Source organism: Ruegeria profundi (assembly GCF_049800715.1).
GTDB lineage: Bacteria > Pseudomonadota > Alphaproteobacteria > Rhodobacterales > Rhodobacteraceae > Ruegeria > Ruegeria profundi_A.
In genome coordinates, this window is record NZ_JBNAFO010000011.1 from 146468 (window position 1) to 172087 (window position 25620).

Here is a 25620-nt window from a genome sequence, read left to right on the forward strand (position 1 = left end):
ATTTTGGTTGCCACGGCTTGGGTTTCAAGGGGCAGGGCAAGTTCGCTGGGTCTTTTCCGGCCGGACGGTGGGGCCAACGGAAAAGGGGTTTGAATGGCTACATTTGGGATATCTAAGGCATCGGCGTGTCGCCGTCCATGCGCGCGCTTTAGGGGCCTTAGTCCTGCGTTTCGCGAATCTGATAGACGCCTTCGGGCAGGTCCAGCGCGGCTGCCAGATCACGCACCTGTTCAGGCGACAGTGTTATTTTCTGGACCTCACCGGTGCGGGGATCAAATTGCTCCAACGTTACACATTCAGCGAAGCTGTTGATGACGACGTCTTCGTTCAAAGGCTTGTCGCCTTCATCCACCAGAGTAATCACCGTCGAGTCGAATTCATGCTCAATCGAAAACATATGCTCAGAGTGCGCGCGACCGTCGCGCAATGCAAGTCGTTTGGGTGCGATCCGGGTATGGTCGTGCCGTCATGCGCGCGCTATGGTCCCCTTAAGGCCTGGCCGCTTGAAGGAAACCTGATGCGTCGACTCATTCTTCTGGTGATTGCACTGTTTCTGGCGGCATGCAGCGTTGAAACCCTGCGTGAGCAGTCCGTCGCCGAGTGGGAGGCCTCGGACTCGCCTGTGACGGTTGAGACCTTCCGTGAGGTGAGCCAGGCAATCGGTGACGAAGCACGCGCGCAATGTCTGCGTACCTCAAAAGGGCAGAACTGCGACTTCCGGATTCTGGTAGACTTGAATCCCAAGGCTCCGGCCAATGCGTTTCAAACACTGGATGACAAAAAACAGCCGGTGATCATTTTTACCCGCTCGATGATCCAGTCGGCCCAGAACGCGGATGAGTTGGCCTTTGTCATGGGCCATGAGGCGGCGCATCACGTTCTGAGTCATATCGCCCGTCAAAGCGAAAACGCCAGCGCCAGTGCCGCGAAATTCGGAGACTTGGCGCGGCTTCGCGGCGGCAGCGACGCCGAGATTGAAGAGGCGCAGAAACTGGGTGCTAAAGTGGGTGTGCAGGCCTATGTCCAGACCTTCGAGCTTGAGGCCGATCAACTGGGTACCATCATTACCTATAATGCCGGATATAACCCTCTGGTCGGTGCCAAGTATTTCGACCGCATTCCGGATCCTGCTGACAAGTTCCTCAGCACGCATCCACCCAACGCGCAGCGCGTGCAGATCGTTCAGGAAACGGCCCGGAAGCTTGGATTGACCCAATGACGGATGTGTTTCGGATGGGGGTTGTCCTGACGGATCGGGGCTCGAAATACGCGGTATCGGGCGCGCATGTCGAATCGCGGGCCGAGATTGATGCGGTGCTGGACGCGCTGCGTTCGGACAAAAGCTATGCTAAGGCCACGCACAATACATGGGCGGCGGTTTTGCCGACCGGCGGACTAAAGGCGGACGATGGCGAAAGCGGCGCTGGCATGGTGATCCTACGTATGTTGGAGCGTGAAGGGCTGCGCAATCACGTGATCATCGTCACCCGCTGGTATGGCGGCAAGAAACTGGGCGGAGATCGCTTTCGTCGCGTTCAGGACGCCACGCGCGCCTATCTGGACCGGATCAGCGCCCCAATTTGACCTGAATCAAAGTCCTATGGTCCATGCTTGCTACCCTGTTTGCCAGCGCGACAGGGAAAGGACGCAACATGCCCAGCCTGAAATCACTGCGATTGCATGCCGGTTTGGTGGACGACATGGCAAACATGCTGGATGTCGATCTGGAGGAAGCCACTATCCGGGGCGACGTGTCCATGGACCAGCTTTCGGAGGCGGTACTGCGCTGCACCGATTGCCCCAATCCCGACAATTGCCAAACGCTGCTGGCTCAAGCATCGTCTCTAAGCCGGACCCCTGAATACTGCCGCAACAAAGACTTGCTGCATAAACTGATGCCCTAGCGCGGGTTGGTAGGATGCCGCATCTGGGAAACATCATGACCCACTTCCGTCTGGTCCTGCGCATGGGGCAGACAACCGGCGCAGACCTTGTTCATGCGCATCGGTCCGGCAAGCTTAGCCAAGAGGAATGGGCCGAGATGATCCAGTTCTGCCGGGGGTGCTCATCTGCGCAGGATTGCCCCGAATGGATGGATCGGCAGGCCGCGGGCACAGACGCACCGCAGACCTGTCCGAATCGGGCGAAATTTGCCGCGCTCAAGGCTGCGCAAACAGAACAGGCCTGAAGTCTCAGGACCTGAAATGCCTTTCAGAGCTTGGAATGCGACCCGTCGCACAGGGGTTGCTTGGACGTATGTTTACACCCACAGAAGAACACCTTTTTGCTGGCCTCAGCGGTGTATTTGACTGGCTCGAACGTGCTGCCTTTGTGGGAGCCATCGCAGAAAGGTTGCCGCTTAGACTGGCCGCAGGAGCACCAGAAATAGCTTTTCCCTTCTTCGACCTCGACGGGAATGGGCGAGTCTTGGGCGATGATCGGGGATTGAGACATTTGGCTACTCCGTCCTTTGGCTGATGTCTGAAAAAAGTCTAGGGTTATGTTTCGAAAAAGGTAGCCTGTCTTGGCGAGTAAGTCGCAAATTGCCGGTCATGCTGGCATGGAATCGCTGCGTTTCACGGTTTTGTGATTGATTCTGTTGCCAGATTGCTTGTCAGCCCGTATTCTGGTCGTGGCCCCGAAAATTGGGCAATATCAGCAAAGTAATAAAGGAATGATGGACATGAAACTGAAGTTTGCCGCCGTTGGTGCGTTTGCTCTGATCCTGACTGCTTGTGCGCAGCAGGAAGAACCGACCCCAGTATACGTTCAGCCGAGCTATGATAAAGCTGGCACACCAAGCTGCCCGGGCGGGTATCAGCTGGCAACAACCGAAGCAGGCCAGACTGTCTGTGACCCGATACAATAAAGGTTTTGCAGGCGGCCCCAATGCGGGCCGTCTGCACATCAAACGAAGTGGATGCCGCCCTTGGGGCGGTTTTTTCTTGCCCATTGCACTGCGCTTGCCAACCCTTCAGAACGGCACGAAAGCAATCGCCCGAGGACCCATGCTCAATTTCTTTTCCCGCCTAAAGGACCGCACCAAATGGAGCTGGCAAGGATTGGTCGCCACCTGGCGGGATGAGTATTCTTTTCGCGTCTGGGGCTATGCCAACCTGATCTCGGCGGTGCTTGCTGTGTGGCTGCCGATCAGCGGGGCCGAGCGTGGGTTGATCCTTGTCATGGGCGTCCTCGTGCTCGTGGCCGAGCTGTTCAACACGGCCATCGAGCGGGCGGTCGACTATACCTCGACCGACCATCATCCGCTGGCGGGACTGGCCAAAGATGCTGCGAGCGCAGCTGTTGCATTGACAGCGATTGCCGCTGGGATTGCCTGGGCCGTAGCGCTGATCGGCCTGATCTAGACCGCCTTAAGCTACGCTTGAAACGCCGTGGAGCGCTCAGCGAAACTTGCGATGTATCCTGTGGCGCAGACCAAATGATCTGTGTTTCAGATGCCGCGGCCTGTGATGCTTGAGAACCAGTTTACGACGCGGATGCAGGACACGCTTGCCCAGTTTGACCTTGTGTTTGAGGACCGGAGCCGCGTGATGCCGGTGAACAAAGTGTTTGCTGCGCGTGTAAATCACCAGCTTGTTGCCACCGACTGACAAGATCGTGACCGCGCCGCTATGCGCGTGCTGCGCCGCGACCGGAGGCGCCAGCATCATGGCCGCCACCGCCAGCAATTTGAAATGCGATGAAATCTTCGGAAACCGAAACATGAAACCCTCCAACCCGTGTCGAGTTCAGCATCGCGGCTTTGGCGGGCAAGCGCCAATAAACTCGGCTCACGCTTGCCCTAACTTATTTGTAGTTGTCAGATCATAGGGTTAGGGGTGTTCAAACCCGTTTGCCCCACAAGTCATACTCACCCGCTTCATCGACCTCGACCGTAACGAGGTCTCCGGGTTTGAGGGTTTCGAACCCCTCATCAATGAAAAGGTTGCCGTCAATCTCGGGCGCGTCGGCCTTGGTTCGGCAGGTGGCGGCCTCGTCATCGACCTCATCCACGATGACCTGGAGGGTCTGACCGACCTTGGCTTCCAGTTTGGCTTCAGAGATCGCCTGCGCTTTCTCCATGAAACGGTCCCATCGGTCCTGCTTGACCTCAGGGGCCACATGATCGGGTAGATCGTTCGAGCGCGCGCCATCAACGTTTTCGTACTGAAAACAACCAACACGATCCAATTGCGCCTCGTCCATCCAATCGAGCAAGGTCTGGAATTCGGCCTCGGTCTCGCCTGGAAAGCCAACAATGAAGGTCGAGCGCAGAGTGATGTCCGGGCAGATCTCGCGCCAGGCTTTGATCTCATCGAGTGTTTTGGCGGCTGCGGCCGGACGGGCCATGCGCTTCAGCACATCCGGGTGCGCATGCTGAAAGGGGATATCCAGATAGGGCAGCACGTTGCAGCCCGCATCTGCCATCAGCGGGATCAACTCGCGCACATGCGGGTAGGGGTAGACATAGTGTAGCCGAATCCAGGCATCGAGCTGCCCCAATTCGCGCGCCAGATCGGTGATATGGCTGCGCACCTCGCGGTCCTTCCACGGGTTCACATCGTATTTCCGGTCCAACCCATAGGCCGAGGTATCCTGACTGATCACCAGCAGCTCACGCACGCCGTTTTCGACCAGCTTTTCAGCCTCCCGCAGCACCGCATGGGCCGGACGGCTGGCAAGCTTGCCGCGCATGTCGGGGATGATGCAGAATTTGCACTTGTGGTTACAGCCCTCCGAAATCTTGAGATAGCTATAGTGCCGCGGTGTCAGCTGCACCGAGCTGGCAGGCAGCAGATCCACGAAGGGGTCCGGATCGGGCGGTACCGCCACATGCACCGCGTCCAGAACCTGCTCGTACTGATGCGGGCCGGTGACGGCCATGATGCGCGGGTGGTGTTCCCGGATATAGTCCGGCTCGGCCCCCAGACAGCCAGTCACGATGACCTTGCCGTTTTCGACCAGAGCCTCGCCGATGGCGTCCAGAGATTCGGCCTTGGCGCTGTCCAGAAACCCGCAAGTGTTCACAATCACGGCATCGGCCCCGGAATAATCGGGTGAAATGCCGTACCCTTCGGCGCGCAGCCTGGTCAGGATGCGCTCGCTGTCTACCAGCGCTTTGGGGCAGCCCAATGAGACCATACCAATTGTCGGCTGGCCTGAACGCGGCGTGTCGGTGATCCGAGCAGACGGGGCTAGGTCGGGGCGGAGGTTTGGCGGATTGCTACTCATGCGGCCGCATATAGTTTGGATTGGTTCCCCTTGCAAATGCGGCCGTGGGTTTGAATGATACCCCAAACACAAGCCAAAAAAGGCGGAGAGCAGTTAGATGAAATGGCTGATACGTATCCTGTTCATCTTGGTGGCCGTTGTGGGCCTTGTTTTGGGCGCGCTTTTGTTGATGCCCGGCGACAAGCTAGGTGCGCTTCTGGCCGAACAGGTCAAGGCGGAAACGGGGCGTGACCTGACCTTCTCGGGCGATGTCTCGATCTCCTTCTGGCCGGTTCTGGGCCTTGAAACTGGGCCGGTGACCTTCGGCAATGCCGATTGGGCTGGTTCTGAGCCGATGCTGAGCGCTGAAAGCCTGTCTTTCGGTGTGGATGCGGCGGCGCTGTGGGGGGGCGAGATCCGGATCAAACAGGTCTTTGCCGAAGGTCCTGTTCTGCGGCTGGAATACGCTGACGGCCGCGGCAATTGGGAACTGACTGCACCTGCATCAGCTCCTAGTACCGGCGCAGGAACAGCATCCGCGCCTCAGGCCACGCAACCGATCACGCTCGACCGGCTGGAGCTCAGCAACGCGCGCCTGATCTTTATCGAAAACGGAGCGACCAAGTGGAATTTCCGGGACGTCAACCTCTCGGCGCAATGGCCGGATGTCTCGGCGCCGATGATCATGGAGGCCAATATGGCCGTGCCCGGTGGCACTGTTCAGGTGAATCTAAAACTACCTGATCTTCCAGCCTTTGCCTCGGGCGCCGCGGCACCGCTAGAGCTTTCGATGACAGCACCGGGCGGGCGTATCGCCTTCAACGGGCGCGCGACCATCGAAGGAGAGATGGACGGCAAGACTGAGGTCAAGACTGGCAATACCGACGCCATGCTGGCCGCGTTCGGGCAGGCGGGGGTGGCGGTGCCCAATGGTCTGGGGCGCGTGGCAGATGTGTCGGGGCAGATGACCTATACGCGAGACGGTCGCATCTCTTTGCGAGACATGACCGCCGTGTTGGATCACAACCGGTTCGATGGCGAGGCCGATATCGTGATTTCCGACCCTCCGCAGATCACAGCCCGGTTGCGGGCCGGGGATCTGGATTTTTCAACCTTCGCAGACACCGTCGATACAGGTTCCGGTGGTGGAGGGGCCTCTACCAGCGATGGGTGGTCGACGACACCCATCGACGCGTCGGCGCTGGGTTTGGCGAATGGCTCGATTCGACTCACCGCGTCCTCCATCGCTGTGCCGGACATGACGCTTGGACAAAGCGACCTGACGCTCAACCTCGACCGGTCGCGAGCGGTTCTGAAAATGCAACCCGCGACCCTGTTTTCCGGACAATTGAACGGACAGGTGGTGGCCAATAATCGCAACGGCCTGTCCGTCGGCGGAAACTTCACGGCTGAAGAAATCGATGTGCAGCAGGCGCTGTCAACGCTCGGAGGGGTTGAACGGCTGACGGGAACGGCCTCGGCCTCGCTGGAGTTTCTGGGCGTGGGGCAGACCGAAGATGCGATCATGCGGTCGCTGTCCGGGAAGGGCGATATTTCGGTCGGGAAGGGCGTCATCTCCGGCTTCGACCTGAACCGGCTAATGGGGCGCGGCGAAGGGTCCGGAGGGACCACAGTGTTCAACAGCCTGACAGCCAGTTTCACGATGGATGGCGGCAATCTGACGAACAACGATCTGCTCATGTCGCTGGATAATTTCAGGGCGGATGGATCGGGGCGCGTCGGGATCGGCACGCGCGATGTCGACTATCTGTTCACGCCGGTCGCCCTGCGTGCCAACTCAGGCGCAGGCATCGCTGTGCCTGTGCGTATTGTCGGCCCGTGGAGCGACCCTTCGATCCGTCCGGACCTGACAAAGGTCATCGAGGCAGCGGCAGAGGGAAAGCTGAAAGATCTGGAAAACGACGCCAAAGCCAAGGTTCTGGAAAAGGTCGGGTCAGAGCTGGACTCGACCATCACAGACACTGATCAAATCGAAGACGTGCTGAAGGACAAGCTAGAGGAGGAAGCCAAGAAAGGCTTGCTCAAGCTGTTCGGAGGGGATTGATCGGGGCGCACATCGGCGCCCCTTTCTTTTAGATCGTTTGGTCGTAGTCGCCGACGCCGGGCTCGGTCCGGATGACAGCATCGATGTCGGCAAAAATCGCCCGCATCTCGGCCTCGCTTTCGCTGCTTTCGCAGACGACCACCAGATTCGGGGTGTTCGACGAGGCCCGCACCAGACCCCAGCTGCCATTGTCCAGAATGACGCGCGCGCCGTTGACGGTGACGACCTCTTTGATGGCGCGGCCCGCGAAGCTATCGCCCGCGTCGGCCTTGGCGACCAGCTTGTCCACCAGACGCTGCAGGATATCGTATTTCTCGGTATCTGCCGCGTAGGGCGACATGGTCGGGGTGGACCACGTCTTGGGCAGAGCTTTGCGCAAATCGGACATGCTCTGATCCGGGTTGCGGTCCATCAATTTGCAGATTTCCACCGCAACACGCATCCCGCAGTCATATCCGCGCCCAACAGGCTCGGCGAGGAAGTAGTGGCCGGATTTTTCGAACCCTGCAAGGGCTCCGATTTCCTTGACCCGGCGTTTCATATGGCTGTGGCCGGTTTTCCAGTAATCTGCCTTGACGCCGAGCGCCTGCAGTTCCGGATCGCTGGCGAACAGGCCAGTGGATTTCACGTCGGCCACAAAGGTCGCGCCGGGATGCAGCTTGGCCAGATCGCGCGCCATGATGACACCGACCTTGTCGGCGAAGATCTCTTCGCCCTCGTCATCGACCACTCCGCAGCGGTCGCCGTCGCCGTCAAATCCCAAGGCCAGATCGGCACCGCTGGATTTCACCGCATCTGCCATGTCATGCAACATCTGCATGGCTTCGGGGTTCGGATTGTAGTTTGGGAATGTGTAGTCGAGTTCGGTGTGGCTGGGCACAACCTCAACACCGATCCGCTCAAAAATCTCGGGTGCAAAGGCCGAGGCGGTGCCGTTGCCCGTGGCGCAAACCACCTTAAGCGGGCGGGACATTTTGAAATCGCCGACCAGATCGTCGATATAAGCCTCTTTCACGCCATCGACGAATTCGTATGAGCCACCCTCGCGCGCCAAAGTCTCGCCATTCAGTACGATGTCGTGCAGCTCGGACATCTCATCCGGGCCGTGGGTCAGCGGTCGGTCGAAACCCATTTTGACCCCGGTCCAGCCGTTTGGGTTATGGCTGGCGGTGACCATCGCCACCGCCGGAACATCCAGATGGAATTGCGCGAAATAGGCCATTGGGCTAAGGGCAGGGCCGATGTCCTTCACCTGAATACCCGCCTGCATCAGGCCGAGGATCAACGCGTTTTTGATGGCCAGAGAATAGTCGCGGTAGTCATTGCCAACCGCAATGACCGGCGCGATGCCGCGTTTGTGCATCTGAGTACCGATCCCAAGACCAAGGGCGGTCATGCCCGGCAGGTTGATCTCATCAGGGTACTTCCAGCGTGCATCATATTCGCGGAACCCGGTGGGTTTGATCATCGGGTCGCGCAGAAAGCTCCAGGTGTTTGGGGTCACCTCGGGAATGGGTTTGGTCATAACTGGTCTCAATCGTTAAATCTGAATCGGGTTCGCTTTGGCCAGCGCATCAAAACGCATCAATGTGTCAACAAGATGGGGCATCTGATCCAAAGGGATCATGTTGGGGCCATCAGACGGTGCTGTGTCTGGGTCCTGATGGGTTTCAATGAACACCGCTCCGATTCCCAGCGATACGGCGGCGCGCGCCATCACCGGCGCAAACTCGCGCTGCCCGCCCGAGGAACCACCCTTGCCACCCGGCTGTTGCACCGAATGCGTCGCGTCCATCACGACCGGATAGCCCGTCTTCGCCATTTGCGGCAGGCCCCGCATATCAGCCACCAGAGTATTGTACCCGAACGAGGTTCCACGTTCCGTTAGAAGGATATTCTGGTTCCCTGTGCTTTCGATCTTGTCGACGATGTTGCCCATTTCCCAAGGGGCGAGAAACTGGCCTTTTTTGACGTTCACGGCCTTCCCCGTTGCGCCCGCCGCCAAAAGCATATCGGTCTGGCGGCACAGAAAAGCTGGGATTTGCAGAATATCAACGGCCTCAGCCGCGATGGTGCATTGGGCTTCGGTGTGGACATCGGTCAGCACGGGAATGCCCATAGTGCTGCGAATGTCATCCAGAACCTTCAGCCCTGCATCAATCCCCATGCCGCGCTTGCCGGACAAAGAGGTTCGGTTCGCCTTGTCATAGGACGCCTTGAATACATACTGCGCCCCGGCCGCGTCGCAGGCTTCTTTCATGGCGCCCGCAATCATCTGGGCATGGTCTGCCGTCTCAAGCTGGCAGGGGCCGGCGATGATGGTCAGCGGAAGGTCGTTGCCGACCGTCAGGTCGGAGATTTTTACATGTTTCATATGTCTTACGAGGATACCTGTTCACGAAGGACCGACGCGGTAAGCGAGATCATCAGGTAGATACCAGCAAACAACAGGAAAGCCAAAATCGTATTTTCGAACTTCCTTGGATAGGTCGGATCCTGCGCCTCTACCGGGTTCACCGAAACCGTTAGGTAACGCACTTTGCGGTTCGCCTCGGACCGCGTGGTTTCCATTTGTTGCATTGCCGTTTGCAGCATCATATCGCGTGCCGCCAGATCGGCCTGCGCCATCTGGATTCGGACGCTCAACCGCGCCAGCGAGTTTTCGCCTGCGGATGCGTCCAGCATTTCGGCGTTCAATTCGGCTAGGACAACTTCCAGGCGGGCGATATCGGCACTGACGCCATCGACCTTGGCTTGGTTTGGGCGACGGTTGTCTTGCAAGGCGGCCAGTTCCAGCTCTTTATCCTGAATGGCGACCTCGATCTCATTGATCCGACCGCGAAGACCGGCAATGACGTTTTCTGGGTCCAGCAAAGCACCTTGCAGCTGCAACTCGATTAGTGCCTCCTGAGCTTTGCGCCGTTCTGAATGGGCCGCCTCGAAGCCTTCGCGCGCGTCGCGCATCTGATCCTCGCGCTTAAGGCCGGACAGGCTGTTGATCCGCTCTTCCGCGTAAGAGATCAGGCGTTGCGACAGTTCGACAGCGATTTCAGGTTCGGGGGCCGCGACTTCCATCCGAACAATCCCGTCACTTGGGTCATATCCGATGGTCACCATACGTTTATACAGCTTGTGAGTGTCTTCCAGGCTGGCGTCCTGAGGCAGCCTCTGGATCGGGTCGATCCATTCCTGCTTGAAGATCTGAGAAAAGCCCATGTCCCGTTCCAACCGCTCTAATGCATCCTTGGATTCGAGAAACTCTTGGGTGGAAACCGAATCCTGCGCGGTTGCATATTGGGTTCCGCTCAACAGGCCGCCAATCGTTCCGCCGCCGCCGTCAGCTTGCAGGATCGAAAAGGCCGAGTCGCTGGCATACATCGGTGTCGCTTCGCGATAGAAATAGTAGCCAACCACAAAAGTGGGCAGAAAGACGAACACCGCAAGCCGTGCGAACAGCGCCGCCAGTTTCTTTTTTCGGCGGAGGGCGATGTCCTTCTGGATCTGACCGATTTCGCGATCGCGCCGCTCGGCCGGGCTCATCTCAGGTCCGGGCAGGGTCTGAGGGGCCTCGCTCACCGGTTGCGGCAACTGGACGGCTGCCGTTTCGTCACTATCCGTTTTCGCCGAAGCATTGGCCGAGGCAAGCTCCAGCAAATTGCTGCGTCGGAATGGATCGATTCCCTTCTTGCGCAACAGGCGCACCGCGTCATAGTCCGAAGTCGCCGCCAGACCGTGTTTGCTGGCCAGACGCCGGGCGATACGCAATTGCCGACCGGTCAGGCCCTCGCGCTTGATATCGTCCAGCTCGGTCCCGGGCTGCGTTTCGCCCGACGAGGCCTGCGTGGCGCTGCGGATGCGCGCCATGGCGTCCGAGCGGGCCTCAGGCGATGTGCCTGATTGCGCCTTATGTCGCCAGTTGTATTTTCTAACCTTGGGTTTCGTAGTCATATAACTGCTTTGCCTCTTCCAAGGTTTCAAACATGCGCAACTGGCCGTCGACCAGAACAGCCGCCTGTTTCACGAGTTTCTCCAGCGTTGCGGGGCTGTGCGACACGATGACCAGCGTTGTCGTGCGCAGCCTTTCCTGCAGGATCGCGCCGGCCTTATGGTTGAATTCCACATCCGTGGACGCGGGCATGCCCTCATCAATCAGGTACATGTCGAAGTCCAGTGCCAGCATCAGCGCAAAGGTGAATCTGGCCTTCATGCCTGACGAATAGGTGGCCAAAGGCTGGTTGAAATACTCGCCGAGACCGCACAGCCAGCTGCAGTAGGCTTCGACATAGTCGGGGTCCATACCGTAGATTTTGGCGATATAGCGTGCGTTCTCCAATGCAGACATCTTCGAGGAGACACCACCGGTAAACCCCATCGGGAAAGACACCTTGCACTCACGCCGGATGACCCCTTCATCGGGCTTTTCCAAACCCGCCATCATATTGATCAGAGTGGTTTTTCCCGTCCCGTTCGGCGCAAGCACACCCAGCGACGTCCCGAGTTCGACCCGGAACGAAGCCCGGTCGAGGATCACCTTGCGGCGCGTCCCCGTCCAGAAGGATTTACTGACATTCTCGAACTCAAGCATGCTTGGCCTGCTGCTCAATCCTTTGGTTTGATCGCTCTTTTTGGTGAGCGTTTGGATGCGAAGTCTATCGTTTTATGTTGGCTACATTATGTCGAATTATGAAACAAATGATCAATGCACGTTCGCAAAGTGCAGATCAAACCGTGGCAAACATCAACACGAAAAGATGTTTTGGCGGCAGGTTGGAGGGTGGTTATCTTCGCTTGATACTCACGATTTCGGGGCAAGACTGCGGTTATGAGTGATCTGCAAAAGGAAATCTCGGCCTGTCGGCTGTGTGCGGATGCGTTTGCGCAAACCGCGACGCAGCACGCGCCGCGCCCTGTCGTCTGGTTCCGCGCTGGCGCTCCGATTCTGGTTGCGGGGCAGGCTCCGGGCGCGCGGGTACATGAGTCGGGGCGGCCGTTTACAGACCCGTCGGGGGATCGCTTGCGGGATTGGTTGGGGATCGACGAGGGGATGTTTTACAATCGGGATCGTCTTTCCATTGTGCCCATGGCGTTTTGCTTTCCTGGATATGACGAGCGAAAAGCGGATCTGCCACCTCCTGCCTTGTGCCGCAAAACATGGCACGACCGGGTCGTTCAGGCGCTGGGGCCGGTTCCTCTGACAGTGTTGGTCGGGGGGCACGCACATAAGTACCATCTTGGAGTGCGCAGTTCGGTCACTGAGACGGTCCGCAATTGGCGGGACCACGCGCCGCACATCTTTGCCTTGCCTCATCCGTCCTGGCGCAATACGGCATGGATCAAGAAAAACCCGTGGTTCGAGACCGACCTGCTGCCGGTCTTGCGGGCACGGGTGCAAGAGGTTCTGAATGACTGAAGCAACGGCGCTGGACACAGCGCATACCGCGATGGAAGCCGCCCCGCAGGACGATGCCGCCCGGCTCCGCTTTTTTGAGCGGCTTGCCGATAGTGAACTGTTCCTGATGCTGACCGAAGAGGCGCAGGGCGAGAATATCTCACCCGAACTGTTCGACGTGGCCGATGGCCGCTTCGTACTGGCCTTTGATCGCGAGGATCGGTTGGCGCAGTTTGCCGGACGTCCGGTTCCATACGCGGCGCTTTCGGGGCGTATCCTGTCTTCGATGCTGGCGGGGCATGGGATTGGTCTGGGCCTGAACCTCGAGGTCGCGCCATCCTCGATGCTGATCCCGTCCGAGGCGCTCGGGTGGTTGGCGACAACGCTGGAACATGTGCCCGCCGAGGTCGAAGAGAAACTGGCCGAGCTTTTGCCCCCGGCCGGTTTGCCGGAAACCCTGTTGCGTGCGTTGGATACAAAACTGTCGACTGCTGTAGGTCTGGCTCAGGCGGCCTATCTGGTTGGCACCAAATCCGAAACCGGGGCTTCTGGTCACTTGCTGGGCTTTGTAGGGGCTGTTGACGGGGCGCAATCGGCGTTGGCCAAGGCTGCATCCGAGGCGCTGACCTTTTCCGGGATCGAAGCCGGAGCGATGGATGTCGGGTTTTTTGCGCCCGAAGCCCCCGCTGCCGCGTCTTTGGCGAAGGTTGGTTTGCGGTTCGACCTGCCGCAACCCGAAGCTCGTGACCTGACGCGACCTGTGCCCGGCAGCGATCCAGAAAACCCGCCGATCCTGAAATAAAAAAGCGCGGTGCACTCTTTTTCACCGCGCCAAATGTCCCGAACGAACCTCGAAGAAATTAATCCGCTGCCGCTTCCAGCTTGTCCTGCGTGCGGGTTTCGAAGTCGCTGGCCTCGTGACGTTCATGCAACTGCGTGTGCAGCTCGCCAAACGGGCGGTTGACCATGCGGCCCCGCTTTACGGCCGGACGCGCGTCAATCGCCTTGGCCCAACGCTTGACGTTTTCATAGGATTCCACATCGAGGAACTCGGCTGCATCATAAAGACGTCCAAGCACCAGCTGCCCGTACCAAGGCCAAATCGCCATATCTGCGATCGAGTAATCCTCGCCTGCAATATAGGTGTTTTCGGCCAGTTGACGGTCCAGCACGTCCAGCTGGCGCTTGGCCTCCATGGCAAAGCGGTTGATCGGGTATTCCCATTTCTCGGGCGCGTAAGCGTAGAAATGGCCGAACCCGCCGCCCAGATAAGGCGCGCTGCCCATCTGCCAGAACACCCAGTTCATCACCTCGGTCCGCTCCGGGCCTGACTCGGGCAAGAACGCTCCGAACTTTTCGGCCAGATGGAACAGGATTGAGGCGCTTTCGAACACGCGCACCGGAGCATCACCTGACCGATCCCAGAGCGCCGGGATTTTCGAGTTCGGGTTCGCCTCGACAAAGCCCGAGCTGAACTGGTCCCCTTCGCCGATATTGATCAGCCACGCATTGTATTCGGCGCCTTCATGACCCAACGCCAAAAGCTCTTCGAGCATGACGGTCACTTTGACGCCATTGGGTGTTGCCAGCGAATAGAGCTGCATGGGGTGGCGGCCAATGGGCAGGTCCTTGTCATGGGTTGCGCCGGCGATGGGGCGGTTGATATTGGCGAAGCGTCCGCCGCTTTCGCTGTCCCAGGTCCAGACTTTGGGGGGAGTGTAAGTGGATTGATCGCTCATCTGATGCCTTTCTTGCCAATCGCAGGGCTGCAAAGCCGATGCGCTAACAGCTAATGTTGCAAATCCCCGAGTCCAACCCCGGTTAACGCGGGAAACTGTAATAATTCTCTCACGAAATCTCGTTGATGGTCACACCGGCGCGAGCGGGCCTACGAAGCGCCTCAGAATCGCATATTGTCTGTGGTGTCAGCCAAACGGCACCCCCGATACACGAAAAAGGAATGACCACATGAAACGTTTTGCCCTGTCTTTTGCTGCGGCCATGGCTCTGGCAATTCCGGCTTTTGCAGGCCCTCAATACGTCGACGGAACTGGATTCGCGGTCTCTGGCTACGATGTCGTCGCCTATCGCGGCCTTGATCAGGCACCGGTGGGGACCTCGCAGCCAGAAGGTGTACGCGGTAATGCCGACATCACGGCGGAATACAATGGCGCAACCTGGGCCTTTGCATCGGAAGAGAACCGCGACAAGTTTCTTGAGAACCCGGCTTACTACGCGCCTCAGTATGACGGGCATTGCGCCTATGGCGTCTCAAAAGGCGGCAAGGTTCCGGCAAACCCGAACCTGTGGCGCATCGTTGATGACAAGTTATACCTGAACATCACTGACGTTGTTGTCGGCTTCTTCGAAGAGGACATCCCGGGCAACATCAACCTGGCCGAAGGTAACTGGCCCGGTATCGAAAGTGCGGACGCATCGACCAGCGTGATCCCGAAATTCACCTCGGAAGGTCCTGTCACCAACTGATCGCGCAGACACAGTCGTGAAGAAAATCCAGCCCGGCTCCCCCCACTGAGCCGGGCTTTTTTCTGGCTGACTATCCAGCCAGCCAGAATTCGTCGATCATGTCCTGATTGGCTTCGAACCGGATACGAACACTTTTTGCCCCCGGAAATTTGCGTTCGCAAATGGTGTCAGGAATCACCACCTCGCCCGGTCCGGTGTTGTTGGACTTGAAGCTCAGGATCTCAGTCTCGACATGCCGTCTGTTGCTTAGCACCGAGGTCGGAAGTGCGATGCGGTTCGCCCCTTCGGTTACCGGAGTTGCTACGAAAAAGGTCAGGTGGCGGCCATAGCATCCGACGGCATCGGGCACATGGTCTGATGCAGCCGGTTCGACATCTGCGTCCCGAGGCGATGGCGAACCCGCCATATGCGGCAGTGCTTGCGTCGGGTTCAGCATGGATTTGCAGGCGGAGATGTCTTCGGGCGGCAACTCGATCACGCGTTTTTTGAGGCGTGGCCGTTTCGGCATCTGCGGGCCCAATGCGCCTTTTGCGCCCAACCCTTGTTTGCGTAGAAAATCATAGGCAGTCTTGGCGCGCGAAAAGTCTTCGCAATCCCCCGGCATGTGGTCGGGATGCGCCCGGAAGGCAATATTGCGCCAAGCTTCGCGGATTTCGTCGGAACTGGCAGAGGGCGACAACCCAAGGTCCGCCAGCGCGCTGTTTCGCGCTGCGATCTTATCGACAGGTTTCATACTCAAAAACACTCATTAACGTACACGAGACCAGTTTGAGTACGGTCACGATTTTGTCAAATTCTTCTCAAGATTGAACTAGTTGCGGGGGACAATGATCTGGCCGTGCAGACATTGTTCCAGCGGCAAAGCAAAATGCCCGCGCTTTCGGATGGCCCGGGCATTTGGTCTTTGTCGAGAGGGATCAGGCGACGTTCTGCAGTTCGGCTTTCGGGGTGATCCCAAGGGCGAAGCACACGTCGCGGGTCAGCTCGGGCCGGTTCAGGGTGTAGAAGTGCAGCTTGTCCACACCGCCTTCCAGCAGGTCCGAGCACAGCTCGGAACAAAGGGCCGTGGCCAGCAGATCCTCGCGGTCATCGCGCAGGGCTTTTTCAAAGGCGTGATCGACCCAGTCTGGTATCCGAGTGCCGCAGCGCTGGGCAAAGGCGCGCGCGCCTTTCCAGTTTTCGATCGGCAGGATGCCCGGCACGATCGGCTTGTCGATCCCGGCTTTGGCACAGGCATCGCGGAACCGGAAGAAGGTCTCGGCCTCGAAGAAAAACTGCGTCAATGCCTCATCGGCGCCCGCGTCCAGCTTGGCTTTGAGCCAGTCGATATCAGCGCGTGTATCACGCGCTTCGGGATGAATGTCGGGATAAGCGCCGACGCGAATGCTGAACATCTCGGTTTCTGCGAGGGCCTCGATCAATTCAACAGAGTTGGCAAAACCTTCGGGGTGAGGGACAAACCTGTCCTGACCCTTGGGCGGATCGCCCCGCAATGCGACGATGTTCTCTACACCGGCACGGGCGAAGGTGTCTGCAATATCCAGCGTTTCCTGACGCGAAGCATCGACACAAGTCAAATGCGCCGCAACTGGCAGTCCCGATGACTTGTGCAAAGTCGCGACTGCATCGCGCGTTAGCTCGCGCGTGGTGCCGCCAGCGCCATAGGTAACCGAAACGAACCGGGGCTCCAGAGGGGCCAGCGTCTGCACCGTATCCCAAAGCCGGAATGAGGCCTCAAGTGTTTTTGGTGGAAAAAACTCGAATGAGATTTCTGGTTTGGTCATCGCAGCCTCTCAGGATCAACTGAGGGTCTTGTCGCATGACACGCATTGTGAGACAAACTCATATTCCTCAAGAACAACATGAGTTCCACTTCACATGCATATCGAATTCCGGCACCTGCGCACCATCAAGGCGATCCATGACTGTGGCGGTCTGGCGCGAGCGGCCGATCAGCTAAACATCACCCAGTCGGCGCTGAGCCACCAGATCAAGGGGCTGGAGGATCAAGCTGGGGTCGAACTGTTCCTGCGTCGGTCCAAGCCGATGAAGCTGTCGGCGGCGGGTCTGCGTCTGTTGCGGTTGGCCGAGCAGATTCTGCCTCAGGTCGAGGCCGCGCAGCATGAGTTCTCATCCCTGCGCGATGGTCGCACGGGCCGGATGCACATCGCCATCGAATGCCACGCCTGTTTCGAATGGCTGTTCCCTGTGCTCGAATCCTTTCGGAAATCCTGGGGCGATGTGGATGTGGATATCCGCCCCGGCTTGGCCTTTGACGCGCTGCCTGCCTTGCAAAAGGAAGAGGTTGATCTGGTCGTATCCTCCGACCCCGAAGACCTGCCGGGTGTCGAGTTCGTGGAATTGTTCGACTATAACCCGGTATTCGTCGCTGCATCTTCCCATCCGCTGGCCGAGAAAGACTTCATCGAAGCCGAGGATTTTCGTGGTCAGACCCTGATCACCTATCCCGTCGAGCGCACGCGATTGGACGTGTTCAGCCAGTTGCTGATCCCGGCGCGGGTTGAACCGGCCAGCATCCGTCAGGTCGAACTGACAGCCGTGATCCTGTTGCTTGTTGCATCAAATCGGGGGATTTCTGTCCTGCCGGATTGGGTCGTGCGTGAGGTCAAGTATAACTCGGACTACGTGACTCGCCCGCTGACAAAAGAAGGGATCACCCGTCGTCTCTATGCCGCTGTCCGCTCTGAAGATCTGGAAAAACCCTTCGTGCAAGAGCTCGTCAAACTGGCGCGGGAAGAGGCGCGGAAGTTGCAGGCGCAGTAACGGCGTTTCGCTAAGGTCTGCTATGCGCATCATTCCTCTTGGCAAGGGCGCATTGCATCAGTATACGCGCGGTTTGACCGGACAGGAGCCTTTTCACAATGGTTGGCAGTGCAAATCTCAACATCATGATCAAAGCCGCGCGCAAGGCGGGGCGGTCTCTGGTCAAGGATTTCCGTGAAGTCGAGAACCTGCAGGTGTCGATGAAAGGCGCGGGCGATTTTGTGTCCAAGGCCGATATCGCCGCCGAAGCCATCCTGAAAGAGGAACTGCTGGGCGCGCGTCCGACCTATGGCTGGCTGGCCGAAGAGGGCGGTGCGATTGACGGCGAGGATCCAACCCGCCGCTGGATCGTCGATCCGCTGGACGGCACCACCAACTTCCTGCACGGGTTGCCGCACTGGGCGATCTCGATCGCGCTGGAGCACAAAGGTAAAATCGTCGCCGGTGTGATCTACGACGCCGCCAAGGACGAGATGTTCTTTGCTGAAAAAGGCGAGGGCGCCTGGATGAACGATATGCGCATCCGCGTCTCGGGCCGTCACCGCATGATCGAGTCTGTATTCTCGACCGGTTTGCCTTTCGGTGGTCGATCGGATTTGCCTGCCACGCTGCAAGATCTGGCGCGCCTGATGCCAACATGTGCTGGCGTGCGCCGCTGGGGCGCAGCCGCGCTCGACATGGCTTATGTGGCGGCTGGTCGCTACGAGGGCTTTTGGGAGCGCCGCTTGAACGCATGGGACTTGGCCGCCGGGATCATCATCGTGAAAGAGGCCGGTGGTCTGGTTCAGCCCTTGAACCCCGAAGGCAGCATTCTGGAAGATGGCGAGGTCATCTGCGCCAACGAGCCAATCTTCGACAGCTTTGCTAAGTCAATCCGGGGCTGAACGCCTTTACCTGCGCGGCACGCGCGGGATGCGGGATTGCGACAGCTTGTATTTCGTCTCGGGGTGAGGCGGATGGCCGTGCGTGCGGTCCCAGTACGCTGGTCCTCCGCGTTTCAGCCATAGCGGGATACACAGGATCAGCCCAACGACGAACCCACCGGTATGCGCCCAATAGGCGACGCCGCCCTCGTCGGGGTTGCTAGAGAGACTGCCAAAAAACTGAAGTGCCAGCCAAACCCCGAGCATCACGAAGGCCGGGATGCTAAAGACCCGGAAATAGACGATCAGTATCAGCAGAATATCCACTCGGGCTTTGGGAAAAAGCAGCAAGTACCCGCCCATCACGCCAGCAATCGCCCCGGAGGCTCCGATTGTGGGCACTACCGAGTCGGGTGCGGTGATCACATGGATCAGTCCGGCTCCGATCCCGGCGACAAGGTAGAACAGCAGAAATGGTAAGTGGCCCATTTCGTCCTCCAGATTATCGCCGAAAATCCAAAGAAACAGCATGTTGCCCGCCAGATGCATCCAGCCGCCATGCAGGAACATTGAGGTCACGAAGGTCTCGAGTGCGACCCCTTCGGCGCTACGGGCGGGAATGATCGCGTAGTCGAAATAGAACTGCTGAAGCACCCGTGCGTTGTCCATGATCCCGACATAGCTGACGAAGATCAGGATATTCGCCGCCAGCAGGGCGTAGACAACATAGGGCGTGCGCCCCGAGGGGTTGTGATCTCGGATCGGAAACATGGCGCGACGCTGGGCTTTTCCGCGCCCAGCGTCAAGGTCAGGTTATGCCGCACCACCCAACAGCGCCGCATTGCCGCCCGCCGCCGTCGTGTCGACGCAGACATGGCGTTCCGCCAGCACCCGCGTACGATCCGACAGTCCGGGGATCATGGGCAGGATCGGCCCGTCGCGCCGCGCCAGATGCTGTTCTATCTGACGGGCGGTTTCCTCGTCTCCCCACCACAGAACGCCCGCGAAGCCGGTCAGGTTTTCCAAACGATGCAGATCGAGCATGCCCGTCGCCTCAATCGCCGTCCCACCCAAAGCCAAAACCGCATCTGCCTGAGCGCGCGCAGCGCTCTCGCCGGGGCCGAGACATAACAGCGGAGGCCGGGCAAATTCAGACAACCGGTTTGATTCCCCCGTAGGTCCGGGCAGGGTTTGGGTTCGAAAAGGGGCCGGTTGCCCTTTCGGCGCGGGCAATTCCGCAGTTGCCCGCCATGTCTCTGAGGTGCTCTGACGATCCGGAGCGCAGAACCGGGCCAAGTAGTTCGGCCCACCCGCTTTGGGACCAGTGCCCGAAAGCCCCTCGCCTCCGAAAGGCTGAGATCCCACGATGGCGCCGATCTGGTTGCGGTTCACATAGACATTGCCCGCGTGGATCGCCTCGGTCACATGCTGAACCCGGTCGTCGATGCGAGTGTGCAGGCCGAAGGTCAGCCCGTAGCCAGTGGCGTTGATGTCGGCGATTACCGTGTCGATCTCTTGCGCTTTGAAGCGAGCGACATGCAGAACCGGGCCGAATATTTCACGTTCCAAATCGGCGATGCTGCCGATTTCGATCAGGGTGGGGGCAATGAATGTCCCCTCGGGCGGCGTGTTGAGTTCTTTAAGAACGCGCCCTTCTGCACGGGCTTTCGCGACATGGTCCGCGATTCCCTGACGCGCGGTCTCATCAATGACCGGCCCGCAATCAGTTGAGATCAGCCACGGATCACCGACCTGCAGCGCATCCATCGCGCCTTTGAGCATGGTCAGCACATCCTCGGCGATATCCTCTTGCAGATAGAGACTGCGCAGGGCTGAGCAGCGCTGACCAGCTGATTGAAACGCGCTTTCGATGATGGATTGCACCGCCTGTTCCGGCAGCGCCGTGCTGTCCACGATCATCGCGTTCAAACCACCTGTCTCAGCGATCAGAGGTGTGCCGGGTCGCATGTTCTGTGCCATGGCCGAGCGGATTTTCAACGCCGTCGCTGTCGATCCGGTGAACGCCACACCCGAGACGCGCGCATCCGAGGTGAGCGCGGCCCCGACCTCTGGTCCGCCGGGCAGCAGTTGCAACACATCGCGGGGAACTCCGGCCTCGTGCAACAGCTGCACCGCGCGATGCGCGATCAGAGGCGTCTGCGGCGCGGGTTTGGCGAGGACGGCGTTGCCGGTTGCCAAAGCCGCCGAAATCTGTCCGGTGAAAATCGCCAGGGGGAAGTTCCACGGGCTGATACAGGTGAAGACCCCAGCCGGTTTGGCATCGGGGATGTTCGCCGCGTAGTAGCGCAGGAAATCCACCGCTTCGCGCAGCTCGGCAACGGCATCGGGCAGGGATTTCCCCGCCTCGCGAGCCAGAAGGGCGAAGAGTTCTCCGAAATGGGCCTCATACAGGTCGGCGGCTGCGTTCAGAGCTTTGACGCGTTGCTCTGCCGGGGCTTGCCATGGGCTGGCCGAGGCCAGGGCAAGCTCCACATCCGCAATACTGGTCGACGCAACTGTGCCGGGCTTGTCCTGGGGTTTGGCCGGGTTAATCACCGGCTCTTCAGCCATGGGTTTCGCGTCCTCGGACAGCAAAGGCTCCGCGCGCCAATCAGTTGCTTGGAACCGATCCCGCGCTGCGTCGATCTGGTCCAGCGTCGGTGTGTGGTGCAGATCAAAGCCCTTGGAGTTGGGACGCTCGGGCAAAAACAGCTCTGGCCCGGTTGGCAGAGGCGAGGGCGGTGTCTCAGCTGCAGTGAATGGATCAGCGGCGACCTCTTCCGGTGGGACGGCCTCATCCACAATCTGGTTCACGAAGGATGAGTTCGCGCCGTTCTCCAGCAGACGCCGGACCAGATAGGCCAGCAAATCGCGATGCGCGCCGACCGGCGCGTAGATGCGGCAGCGGGTTTTGTGTTTGTCCAATACCAGACCGTGCAGCGTTTCGCCCATCCCATGCAGGCGCTGGAACTCGAATGGCTGTCCCTCGGCCATGTGCAGGATCGCGCTGACGGTATGCGCGTTATGCGTGGCAAATTGCGGATAGATCCGGTCGGTCATGCCCAGCAGCTTGCGGGCATTGGCGATATACGAGACATCGGTCGCGGCCTTATGGGTGAAGACTGGGAAGCCATCGACACCTTCGACCTGCGCGCGCTTGATCTCCGTATCCCAATAGGCGCCTTTGACCAGCCGCACCATCAGCTTGCGATCATGGCGCCCGGCCATTTCATAGAGCGTATCCAGAACGAGCCCGGCGCGCGGGCCGTAAGCTTGCACGACGATGCCGAACCCATCCCAACCGGCCAAGGCGGGCTCGGCCATGACTTCCTCGATGACTTGCAGGGACAGGGACAGCCGGTCGGCTTCCTCGGCATCCACGTTCAGGCCCATGCCAGCAGCTTTGGCCAGAAGGGCCAGTGCGCGCAGGCGGGGGACAAGTTCATCCATGACCCGCGCCTCCTGCGCCAGCTCATAGCGTGGATGCAGGGCAGACAGCTTGACCGAAATGCCGGGATTGGCGCAGATATCGTCATGAGTACACGCCTCGGCAATGGCGGCGATAGCGCGCGAATAGGACAGGTGATAGCGGGCGGCGTCGGCCTCGGTCCGGGCCGCTTCGCCCAACATATCGTAGGAGTAGGTGTAGCCCTTGGCCTCCATCCCGCTGGCGCGTTCCATGGCCGATTGAATCGTCTCGCCCAGAACGAACTGACGCCCCATCTCCTTCATCGCGCGTCCAACAGCGGTTCGGATGACCGGTTCACCCAGCCGCTTGATCGCCCCGCGGATGGCGCTGACGGGCGAGGCCTTACCCTCATCCAACACCTTGCCGGTCAGCATCAAGGCCCAGGTCGAGGCGTTGACCAGCGAGGATGAGGACTGCCCCAAATGTTTGCCCCAGTCCGAGGGCGCGATCTTGTCTTCGATAAGCGCATCAATCGTATCTGCATCGGGTACTCGCAGAAGCGCCTCGGCCAGACACATCAGCGCCACGCCTTCGTCAGTGGACAGGCCGTATTCAGCCAGAAACACCTCCATCATGCCGGGCGAGGTGCTGGACCGGATATCGCGGACCAATTGGGCCGCCGCGTCGCAGATGGCGCGACGGTCCGACTCGGACAGGTCTGCCTGGTGGGTCAATGCCTGCAGAACGGTCGATTGATCGGCATAGGTGTGGGTGTCGATGGATGTGCGCAGGCTGTGAGACATTGTTCCTCCGGGCGTTTTTATCAGTATACGCGCATTTTTTCGGGACAACGGACCAAGTTTTGACATACACAGGTCAAACGAACTGATTTTTGACGGTATTTCGATGCAAATGGACTTTCCGAACCTCGACCGTTTTGATCGCGCGATTCTGCAGGCTCTGGCCGAAGACGGGCGCATCTCGGTCGCGGATCTGGCGCGGCGGATCGGGTTGTCGAAATCGCCGACCCAGGCACGGTTGAAGCGGCTTGAGGCAGATGGGGTGATTACAGGATACCGAGCAATGTTGGATCCGATCCGGTTGGGGCTAGATCACGTGGCCTTTGTCGAGGTGCGCATGACTGACACGCGGGAAAAAGCGCTGGCCGAGTTCAATGCCGCGGTCCGCAAGATCGCGGAGATCGAGCAAGCCCATATGATCGCGTCGAATTTCGACTATCTGCTGAAGGTGCGCACCGGGTCGATGTCGGAATACCGCGCGGTGCTGGCCGAGAAGATCTCGTCTCTGCCGCATGTCGCTAATACCTCGACCTTCGTTGCGATGGAGGCCGTAAAGGAAACCGGTTTGCTGGGCGGCATCGACCGCGAAACTTGACCAAAGCGGATTGTGCGTCACACTTGGTCTATGACCCGCATGTTTATAGCCCCTGTCTTTGCCCTTTGGCTCACAACTCCCGCTTTTGCGCAATCCTGCCCGTCCGCGCCGGACCATTCGGCAGGGATGGGCGCGCTGATTGCACAAATTCAGCAGGCCGAGTCGCAGTCGGAGGCGCGCGGGATCTCCAACCAGATGTGGGAGTTGTGGACCGACGCCCCCGATCTTCGCGCTCAGACACTGTTGGATCGTGGCATGGCGCGGCGCGAGGCATCGGATCTTCTGGGCGCTTTGCAGGAGCTGGACGCGCTGGTGGTCTACTGCCCGGACTATGCCGAAGGGTACAACCAACGTGCTTTCGTCAATTTCCTGCGGCAAGACTTTCCTTCGGCCTTGGTTGATCTGGATCGGGCGCTGGAGCTATCCCCAAATCACATCGCGGCCATGAGTGGCCGGGCCCTAACGTTGCTGGGTCTGCGGAGATTGGATGAGGCCCGTTCTGCCCTGACTGCGGCCCTTGAACTGAACCCATGGCTGTCCGAGCGGGCCTTGCTGGAACCGGGCGGCGCGCTAGAGCCGCCGGGCGAGGATATCTGACAGACCCACTGCCCCAAGGAAATGCACGCCCGGCGTGATTTCGGTTCTTGACGCCCCCAGATGCTTGAATTGCTCAACCCAAACGCTAAGCGGGTATAGCTTAATGGTAAAGCCCATGCCTTTCAAGCAATGATGATCAGTTTCACTGAGTATCGTGTAGTTTCTAAATCTTTCATTTAGTTCAATAATATGTTGCAGCTCGTACCATATGTTAGCGCCTTCTATCATGCCGTTTCCGACAAAAAGCCGATAAAATGCCAAAGCTCACAGAGACCTTCGCGCGCAAGATTCCGCAGACAAAAAGCGGTACCGCCAAGCATTGGGACAGCGAGATCAAGGGGCTTGTGCTCTTCGTCGGGAAACAGTCAAAGACCTGGTACTTCCTGAAAGACGTTGGGGGCCAAACGCGGCGTGTTTTGATCGAGCGCTACCCGATGATTTCCGCAGATACTGCTCGAGAAACTGCACTGGGATATGCGCTTGACTGGGGCAGGGGAGTGGGCAAGCTGTTTTACAGATCGGAGCGCCCACGGTTGAGACGGCCATGGAAACCTATTTGGCACGTCCCAAGCTTCGGTCTGAGGCTCACCGATCTGAGGTGCGTCAGCAGTTTGAGCTACATTTTAAAGATTGGCTGCGCCTGCCGCTGGATGAGATAACAAAGTCGATGGTGGTTGAGCGTCACAGATCCATGGCGGCAACACCATCCTCGGCAAATCACACTTTGAAGTATTTTCGGACCGTCTGGAACCACGCCCGGCGGGTCCATGAGCTCCCGGAAAGTCCGACAATGGCCATCGAGTGGTATGAGGAGAAGCCGAACGGGTCTGTAATCGAGGATCTGAGAGCTTGGTGCCAGACAGTGGCAGCGCTCCACAATCCCATCCACAAGGTGTTTTACGAGTTGATCCTGTTTACCGGCTTTCGCAAGACCGAGGCGTTGACGCTGGAGTGGAAACATATCCACGAGGATCATATCCACTTGCCGATGACCAAGAACGGCCGGAGTTTCGACCTCCCAATCCTGGAGGCGCATCACGAGATACTCGCACCCGTGCGCGGCCTGCATCGGAAATGGGTGTTTCCGTCGCCGAGATCGCCCAGTGGTCATCTAAAGGGGCCTGAGCGCATGCAATGGTCATGTCATGCCCATCGTCGAACATTTGCCACAGTCGCCATGGAGGCCGGGATATTGGAGGAAATCGTTGGCCGCCTGCTCAACCACACGCCACTGTCGATCACCGGTCAGCGCTACGTAAAACCGTCGCTCGACGCACTCAGGCCGGCAATGGATACTGTGTGTCGGGAATTGGAACACAGGGCTATGGGCAAAAACGGTGGGTTGCAATGAGTGAGCGAGATTGGATCTGGCCGATCGATCCAGAATTACTCGAACTCGATATACCAGACCAAGACGAAT

The 25620-nt window shown here is 58.9% G+C and carries 27 protein-coding genes and 1 pseudogene; 15 read left to right on the forward strand and 13 right to left on the reverse strand.

From position 1 onward, the window contains the following. Window positions 1-157 precede the first annotated feature (157 nt). On the reverse strand, window positions 158-397 hold the full coding sequence (locus tag ACP15L_RS17575) for a hypothetical protein (protein ID WP_170460576.1): 240 nt from the start codon (window positions 395-397) through the stop codon (window positions 158-160). Between the two features lie 120 nt (window positions 398-517). Here ACP15L_RS17575 and ACP15L_RS17580 point away from each other — a divergent pair, with 120 nt between their 5' ends. The 4 genes from ACP15L_RS17580 to ACP15L_RS17595 all read left to right on the forward strand — a co-directional run bounded on the left by ACP15L_RS17580 (window position 518) and on the right by ACP15L_RS17595 (window position 2188). Continuing rightward, window positions 518-1219, forward strand: coding sequence for a M48 family metallopeptidase (locus ACP15L_RS17580; protein ID WP_425085162.1), 702 nt, complete (start codon window positions 518-520; stop codon window positions 1217-1219). Beyond that, complete coding sequence (locus ACP15L_RS17585) at window positions 1216-1584, forward strand: YigZ family protein (RefSeq protein ID WP_170701958.1); 369 nt, start codon at window positions 1216-1218, stop codon at window positions 1582-1584. The genes ACP15L_RS17580 and ACP15L_RS17585 overlap by 4 nt, the downstream gene beginning before the upstream one ends. Window positions 1585-1652: 68 nt before the next feature. After that, a complete protein-coding gene (locus ACP15L_RS17590; RefSeq protein ID WP_170492215.1) occupies window positions 1653-1904 on the forward strand; it encodes a DUF6455 family protein in 252 nt (83 codons plus the stop codon). A gap of 14 nt (window positions 1905-1918) precedes the next feature. Continuing rightward, window positions 1919-2188 carry a DUF6455 family protein gene (locus tag ACP15L_RS17595; RefSeq protein ID WP_170468240.1) on the forward strand — a complete coding sequence of 90 codons (270 nt, stop codon included), beginning with the start codon at window positions 1919-1921 and terminating at the stop codon, window positions 2186-2188. Between the two features lie 23 nt (window positions 2189-2211). Here the strand turns inward: ACP15L_RS17595 and ACP15L_RS17600 are convergent, their stop codons facing one another. Then, entirely contained in the window at window positions 2212-2454 is a 243-nt protein-coding gene (locus ACP15L_RS17600; protein ID WP_170689272.1) for a CDGSH iron-sulfur domain-containing protein, read from the reverse strand. A gap of 229 nt (window positions 2455-2683) precedes the next feature. Between ACP15L_RS17600 and ACP15L_RS17605 the strand changes: the two genes are divergently transcribed. Continuing rightward, a complete protein-coding gene (locus ACP15L_RS17605) occupies window positions 2684-2869 on the forward strand; it encodes a hypothetical protein (protein WP_425085163.1) in 186 nt (61 codons plus the stop codon). Window positions 2870-3008: 139 nt separating this feature from the next. Next, window positions 3009-3365, forward strand: a complete 357-nt coding sequence (locus tag ACP15L_RS17610) for a diacylglycerol kinase (protein WP_425085164.1) — start codon at window positions 3009-3011, stop codon at window positions 3363-3365. Window positions 3366-3401: 36 nt separating this feature from the next. Here ACP15L_RS17610 and ACP15L_RS17615 read toward each other — a convergent pair whose 3' ends face one another. Both ACP15L_RS17615 and rimO read right to left on the reverse strand, forming a co-directional pair. Beyond that, window positions 3402-3725 carry a hypothetical protein gene (locus ACP15L_RS17615; RefSeq protein WP_170680414.1) on the reverse strand — a complete coding sequence of 108 codons (324 nt, stop codon included), beginning with the start codon at window positions 3723-3725 and terminating at the stop codon, window positions 3402-3404. 118 nt (window positions 3726-3843) lie between these two features. Further along, window positions 3844-5232 carry a 30S ribosomal protein S12 methylthiotransferase RimO gene (gene rimO, locus ACP15L_RS17620; RefSeq protein ID WP_425085165.1) on the reverse strand — a complete coding sequence of 463 codons (1389 nt, stop codon included), beginning with the start codon at window positions 5230-5232 and terminating at the stop codon, window positions 3844-3846. A gap of 97 nt (window positions 5233-5329) precedes the next feature. On the opposite strand from rimO, the gene ACP15L_RS17625 reads away from it, so the two are divergent. Next, window positions 5330-7276, forward strand: a complete 1947-nt coding sequence (locus ACP15L_RS17625) for an AsmA family protein (protein ID WP_425085166.1) — start codon at window positions 5330-5332, stop codon at window positions 7274-7276. A gap of 28 nt (window positions 7277-7304) precedes the next feature. Here ACP15L_RS17625 and ACP15L_RS17630 read toward each other — a convergent pair whose 3' ends face one another. Genes ACP15L_RS17630 through ACP15L_RS17645 form a run of 4 tightly spaced genes read right to left on the reverse strand, consistent with a single transcriptional unit; the run spans window position 7305 to window position 11861 of the window. Beyond that, window positions 7305-8801: a phosphomannomutase/phosphoglucomutase gene (locus ACP15L_RS17630; RefSeq protein ID WP_425085167.1), complete on the reverse strand. Its 1497-nt coding sequence runs from the start codon at window positions 8799-8801 to the stop codon at window positions 7305-7307. Between the two features lie 15 nt (window positions 8802-8816). Then, complete coding sequence (kdsA, locus tag ACP15L_RS17635) at window positions 8817-9650, reverse strand: 3-deoxy-8-phosphooctulonate synthase (protein WP_425085168.1); 834 nt, start codon at window positions 9648-9650, stop codon at window positions 8817-8819. Window positions 9651-9655: 5 nt separating this feature from the next. Then, window positions 9656-11224, reverse strand: coding sequence for a capsule biosynthesis protein (locus ACP15L_RS17640; RefSeq protein ID WP_425085169.1), 1569 nt, complete (start codon window positions 11222-11224; stop codon window positions 9656-9658). Further along, on the reverse strand, window positions 11202-11861 hold the full coding sequence (locus ACP15L_RS17645; RefSeq protein ID WP_425085170.1) for an ABC transporter ATP-binding protein: 660 nt from the start codon (window positions 11859-11861) through the stop codon (window positions 11202-11204). Before ACP15L_RS17645 ends, ACP15L_RS17640 begins: the two co-directional genes overlap by 23 nt. A 237-nt stretch (window positions 11862-12098) precedes the next feature. Here ACP15L_RS17645 and ACP15L_RS17650 point away from each other — a divergent pair, with 237 nt between their 5' ends. Together ACP15L_RS17650 and ACP15L_RS17655 are read left to right on the forward strand one after the other, a co-directional pair. Continuing rightward, window positions 12099-12686, forward strand: a complete 588-nt coding sequence (locus tag ACP15L_RS17650; protein WP_425085171.1) for a uracil-DNA glycosylase family protein — start codon at window positions 12099-12101, stop codon at window positions 12684-12686. Beyond that, window positions 12679-13467: an SseB family protein gene (locus ACP15L_RS17655; RefSeq protein WP_425085172.1), complete on the forward strand. Its 789-nt coding sequence runs from the start codon at window positions 12679-12681 to the stop codon at window positions 13465-13467. Before ACP15L_RS17650 ends, ACP15L_RS17655 begins: the two co-directional genes overlap by 8 nt. A 58-nt stretch (window positions 13468-13525) precedes the next feature. Here ACP15L_RS17655 and yghU read toward each other — a convergent pair whose 3' ends face one another. Further along, entirely contained in the window at window positions 13526-14404 is an 879-nt protein-coding gene (gene yghU / locus ACP15L_RS17660; protein WP_425085173.1) for a glutathione-dependent disulfide-bond oxidoreductase, read from the reverse strand. A 229-nt stretch (window positions 14405-14633) separates the two neighbouring features. On the opposite strand from yghU, the gene ACP15L_RS17665 reads away from it, so the two are divergent. After that, complete coding sequence (locus ACP15L_RS17665; protein WP_170374769.1) at window positions 14634-15152, forward strand: YHS domain-containing (seleno)protein; 519 nt, start codon at window positions 14634-14636, stop codon at window positions 15150-15152. 70 nt (window positions 15153-15222) lie between these two features. Here the strand turns inward: ACP15L_RS17665 and ACP15L_RS17670 are convergent, their stop codons facing one another. Then, window positions 15223-15885 (reverse strand): J domain-containing protein, encoded by a 663-nt coding sequence (locus ACP15L_RS17670; protein WP_425085174.1) that lies wholly within the window; start codon window positions 15883-15885, stop codon window positions 15223-15225. Between the two features lie 184 nt (window positions 15886-16069). Further along, window positions 16070-16936, reverse strand: coding sequence for a methylenetetrahydrofolate reductase [NAD(P)H] (metF, locus tag ACP15L_RS17675; protein ID WP_425085175.1), 867 nt, complete (start codon window positions 16934-16936; stop codon window positions 16070-16072). A gap of 94 nt (window positions 16937-17030) precedes the next feature. Between metF and ACP15L_RS17680 the strand changes: the two genes are divergently transcribed. Together ACP15L_RS17680 and ACP15L_RS17685 are read left to right on the forward strand one after the other, a co-directional pair. After that, on the forward strand, window positions 17031-17936 hold the full coding sequence (locus ACP15L_RS17680) for a LysR family transcriptional regulator (protein ID WP_425085176.1): 906 nt from the start codon (window positions 17031-17033) through the stop codon (window positions 17934-17936). 98 nt (window positions 17937-18034) lie between these two features. Further along, the gene (locus tag ACP15L_RS17685; protein WP_170718905.1) at window positions 18035-18820 is read left to right on the forward strand and encodes an inositol monophosphatase family protein; all 786 of its coding nucleotides are present in this window, start codon (window positions 18035-18037) and stop codon (window positions 18818-18820) included. 6 nt (window positions 18821-18826) lie between these two features. Here the strand turns inward: ACP15L_RS17685 and ACP15L_RS17690 are convergent, their stop codons facing one another. After that, complete coding sequence (locus ACP15L_RS17690) at window positions 18827-19570, reverse strand: rhomboid family intramembrane serine protease (protein ID WP_425085177.1); 744 nt, start codon at window positions 19568-19570, stop codon at window positions 18827-18829. A gap of 42 nt (window positions 19571-19612) precedes the next feature. Then, window positions 19613-23011 (reverse strand): bifunctional proline dehydrogenase/L-glutamate gamma-semialdehyde dehydrogenase PutA, encoded by a 3399-nt coding sequence (gene putA / locus ACP15L_RS17695; protein WP_425085178.1) that lies wholly within the window; start codon window positions 23009-23011, stop codon window positions 19613-19615. A 103-nt stretch (window positions 23012-23114) separates the two neighbouring features. On the opposite strand from putA, the gene ACP15L_RS17700 reads away from it, so the two are divergent. The 3 genes and pseudogenes from ACP15L_RS17700 to ACP15L_RS17710 all read left to right on the forward strand — a co-directional run bounded on the left by ACP15L_RS17700 (window position 23115) and on the right by ACP15L_RS17710 (window position 25551). Further along, the gene (locus ACP15L_RS17700; protein ID WP_170480350.1) at window positions 23115-23603 is read left to right on the forward strand and encodes a winged helix-turn-helix transcriptional regulator; all 489 of its coding nucleotides are present in this window, start codon (window positions 23115-23117) and stop codon (window positions 23601-23603) included. Window positions 23604-23633: 30 nt separating this feature from the next. Then, the gene (locus tag ACP15L_RS17705) at window positions 23634-24200 is read left to right on the forward strand and encodes a tetratricopeptide repeat protein (protein WP_425085179.1); all 567 of its coding nucleotides are present in this window, start codon (window positions 23634-23636) and stop codon (window positions 24198-24200) included. Between the two features lie 254 nt (window positions 24201-24454). Further along, window positions 24455-25551: pseudogene (locus tag ACP15L_RS17710) on the forward strand (tyrosine-type recombinase/integrase). The last annotated feature ends 69 nt before the right edge of the window (window positions 25552-25620 follow it).

Bases quoted from the DNA above. Each gene is read 5' to 3' on its own strand.
- ACP15L_RS17575 (WP_170460576.1), bottom strand. From the start codon at position 397: ATGTTTTCGATTGAGCATGAATTCGACTCGACGGTGATTACTCTGGTG.
- ACP15L_RS17580 (WP_425085162.1), top strand. From the start codon at position 518: ATGCGTCGACTCATTCTTCTGGTGATTGCACTGTTTCTGGCGGCATGC.
- ACP15L_RS17585 (WP_170701958.1), top strand. From the start codon at position 1,216: ATGACGGATGTGTTTCGGATGGGGGTTGTCCTGACGGATCGGGGCTCG.
- ACP15L_RS17590 (WP_170492215.1), top strand. From the start codon at position 1,653: ATGCCCAGCCTGAAATCACTGCGATTGCATGCCGGTTTGGTGGACGAC.
- ACP15L_RS17595 (WP_170468240.1), top strand. From the start codon at position 1,919: ATGCCGCATCTGGGAAACATCATGACCCACTTCCGTCTGGTCCTGCGC.
- ACP15L_RS17600 (WP_170689272.1), bottom strand. From the start codon at position 2,454: ATGTCTCAATCCCCGATCATCGCCCAAGACTCGCCCATTCCCGTCGAG.
- ACP15L_RS17605 (WP_425085163.1), top strand. From the start codon at position 2,684: ATGAAACTGAAGTTTGCCGCCGTTGGTGCGTTTGCTCTGATCCTGACT.
- ACP15L_RS17610 (WP_425085164.1), top strand. From the start codon at position 3,009: ATGCTCAATTTCTTTTCCCGCCTAAAGGACCGCACCAAATGGAGCTGG.
- ACP15L_RS17615 (WP_170680414.1), bottom strand. From the start codon at position 3,725: ATGTTTCGGTTTCCGAAGATTTCATCGCATTTCAAATTGCTGGCGGTG.
- rimO (WP_425085165.1), bottom strand. From the start codon at position 5,232: ATGAGTAGCAATCCGCCAAACCTCCGCCCCGACCTAGCCCCGTCTGCT.
- ACP15L_RS17625 (WP_425085166.1), top strand. From the start codon at position 5,330: ATGAAATGGCTGATACGTATCCTGTTCATCTTGGTGGCCGTTGTGGGC.
- ACP15L_RS17630 (WP_425085167.1), bottom strand. From the start codon at position 8,801: ATGACCAAACCCATTCCCGAGGTGACCCCAAACACCTGGAGCTTTCTG.
- kdsA (WP_425085168.1), bottom strand. From the start codon at position 9,650: ATGAAACATGTAAAAATCTCCGACCTGACGGTCGGCAACGACCTTCCG.
- ACP15L_RS17640 (WP_425085169.1), bottom strand. From the start codon at position 11,224: ATGACTACGAAACCCAAGGTTAGAAAATACAACTGGCGACATAAGGCG.
- ACP15L_RS17645 (WP_425085170.1), bottom strand. From the start codon at position 11,861: ATGCTTGAGTTCGAGAATGTCAGTAAATCCTTCTGGACGGGGACGCGC.
- ACP15L_RS17650 (WP_425085171.1), top strand. From the start codon at position 12,099: ATGAGTGATCTGCAAAAGGAAATCTCGGCCTGTCGGCTGTGTGCGGAT.
- ACP15L_RS17655 (WP_425085172.1), top strand. From the start codon at position 12,679: ATGACTGAAGCAACGGCGCTGGACACAGCGCATACCGCGATGGAAGCC.
- yghU (WP_425085173.1), bottom strand. From the start codon at position 14,404: ATGAGCGATCAATCCACTTACACTCCCCCCAAAGTCTGGACCTGGGAC.
- ACP15L_RS17665 (WP_170374769.1), top strand. From the start codon at position 14,634: ATGAAACGTTTTGCCCTGTCTTTTGCTGCGGCCATGGCTCTGGCAATT.
- ACP15L_RS17670 (WP_425085174.1), bottom strand. From the start codon at position 15,885: ATGAAACCTGTCGATAAGATCGCAGCGCGAAACAGCGCGCTGGCGGAC.
- metF (WP_425085175.1), bottom strand. From the start codon at position 16,936: ATGACCAAACCAGAAATCTCATTCGAGTTTTTTCCACCAAAAACACTT.
- ACP15L_RS17680 (WP_425085176.1), top strand. From the start codon at position 17,031: ATGCATATCGAATTCCGGCACCTGCGCACCATCAAGGCGATCCATGAC.
- ACP15L_RS17685 (WP_170718905.1), top strand. From the start codon at position 18,035: ATGGTTGGCAGTGCAAATCTCAACATCATGATCAAAGCCGCGCGCAAG.
- ACP15L_RS17690 (WP_425085177.1), bottom strand. From the start codon at position 19,570: ATGTTTCCGATCCGAGATCACAACCCCTCGGGGCGCACGCCCTATGTT.
- putA (WP_425085178.1), bottom strand. From the start codon at position 23,011: ATGTCTCACAGCCTGCGCACATCCATCGACACCCACACCTATGCCGAT.
- ACP15L_RS17700 (WP_170480350.1), top strand. From the start codon at position 23,115: ATGCAAATGGACTTTCCGAACCTCGACCGTTTTGATCGCGCGATTCTG.
- ACP15L_RS17705 (WP_425085179.1), top strand. From the start codon at position 23,634: ATGACCCGCATGTTTATAGCCCCTGTCTTTGCCCTTTGGCTCACAACT.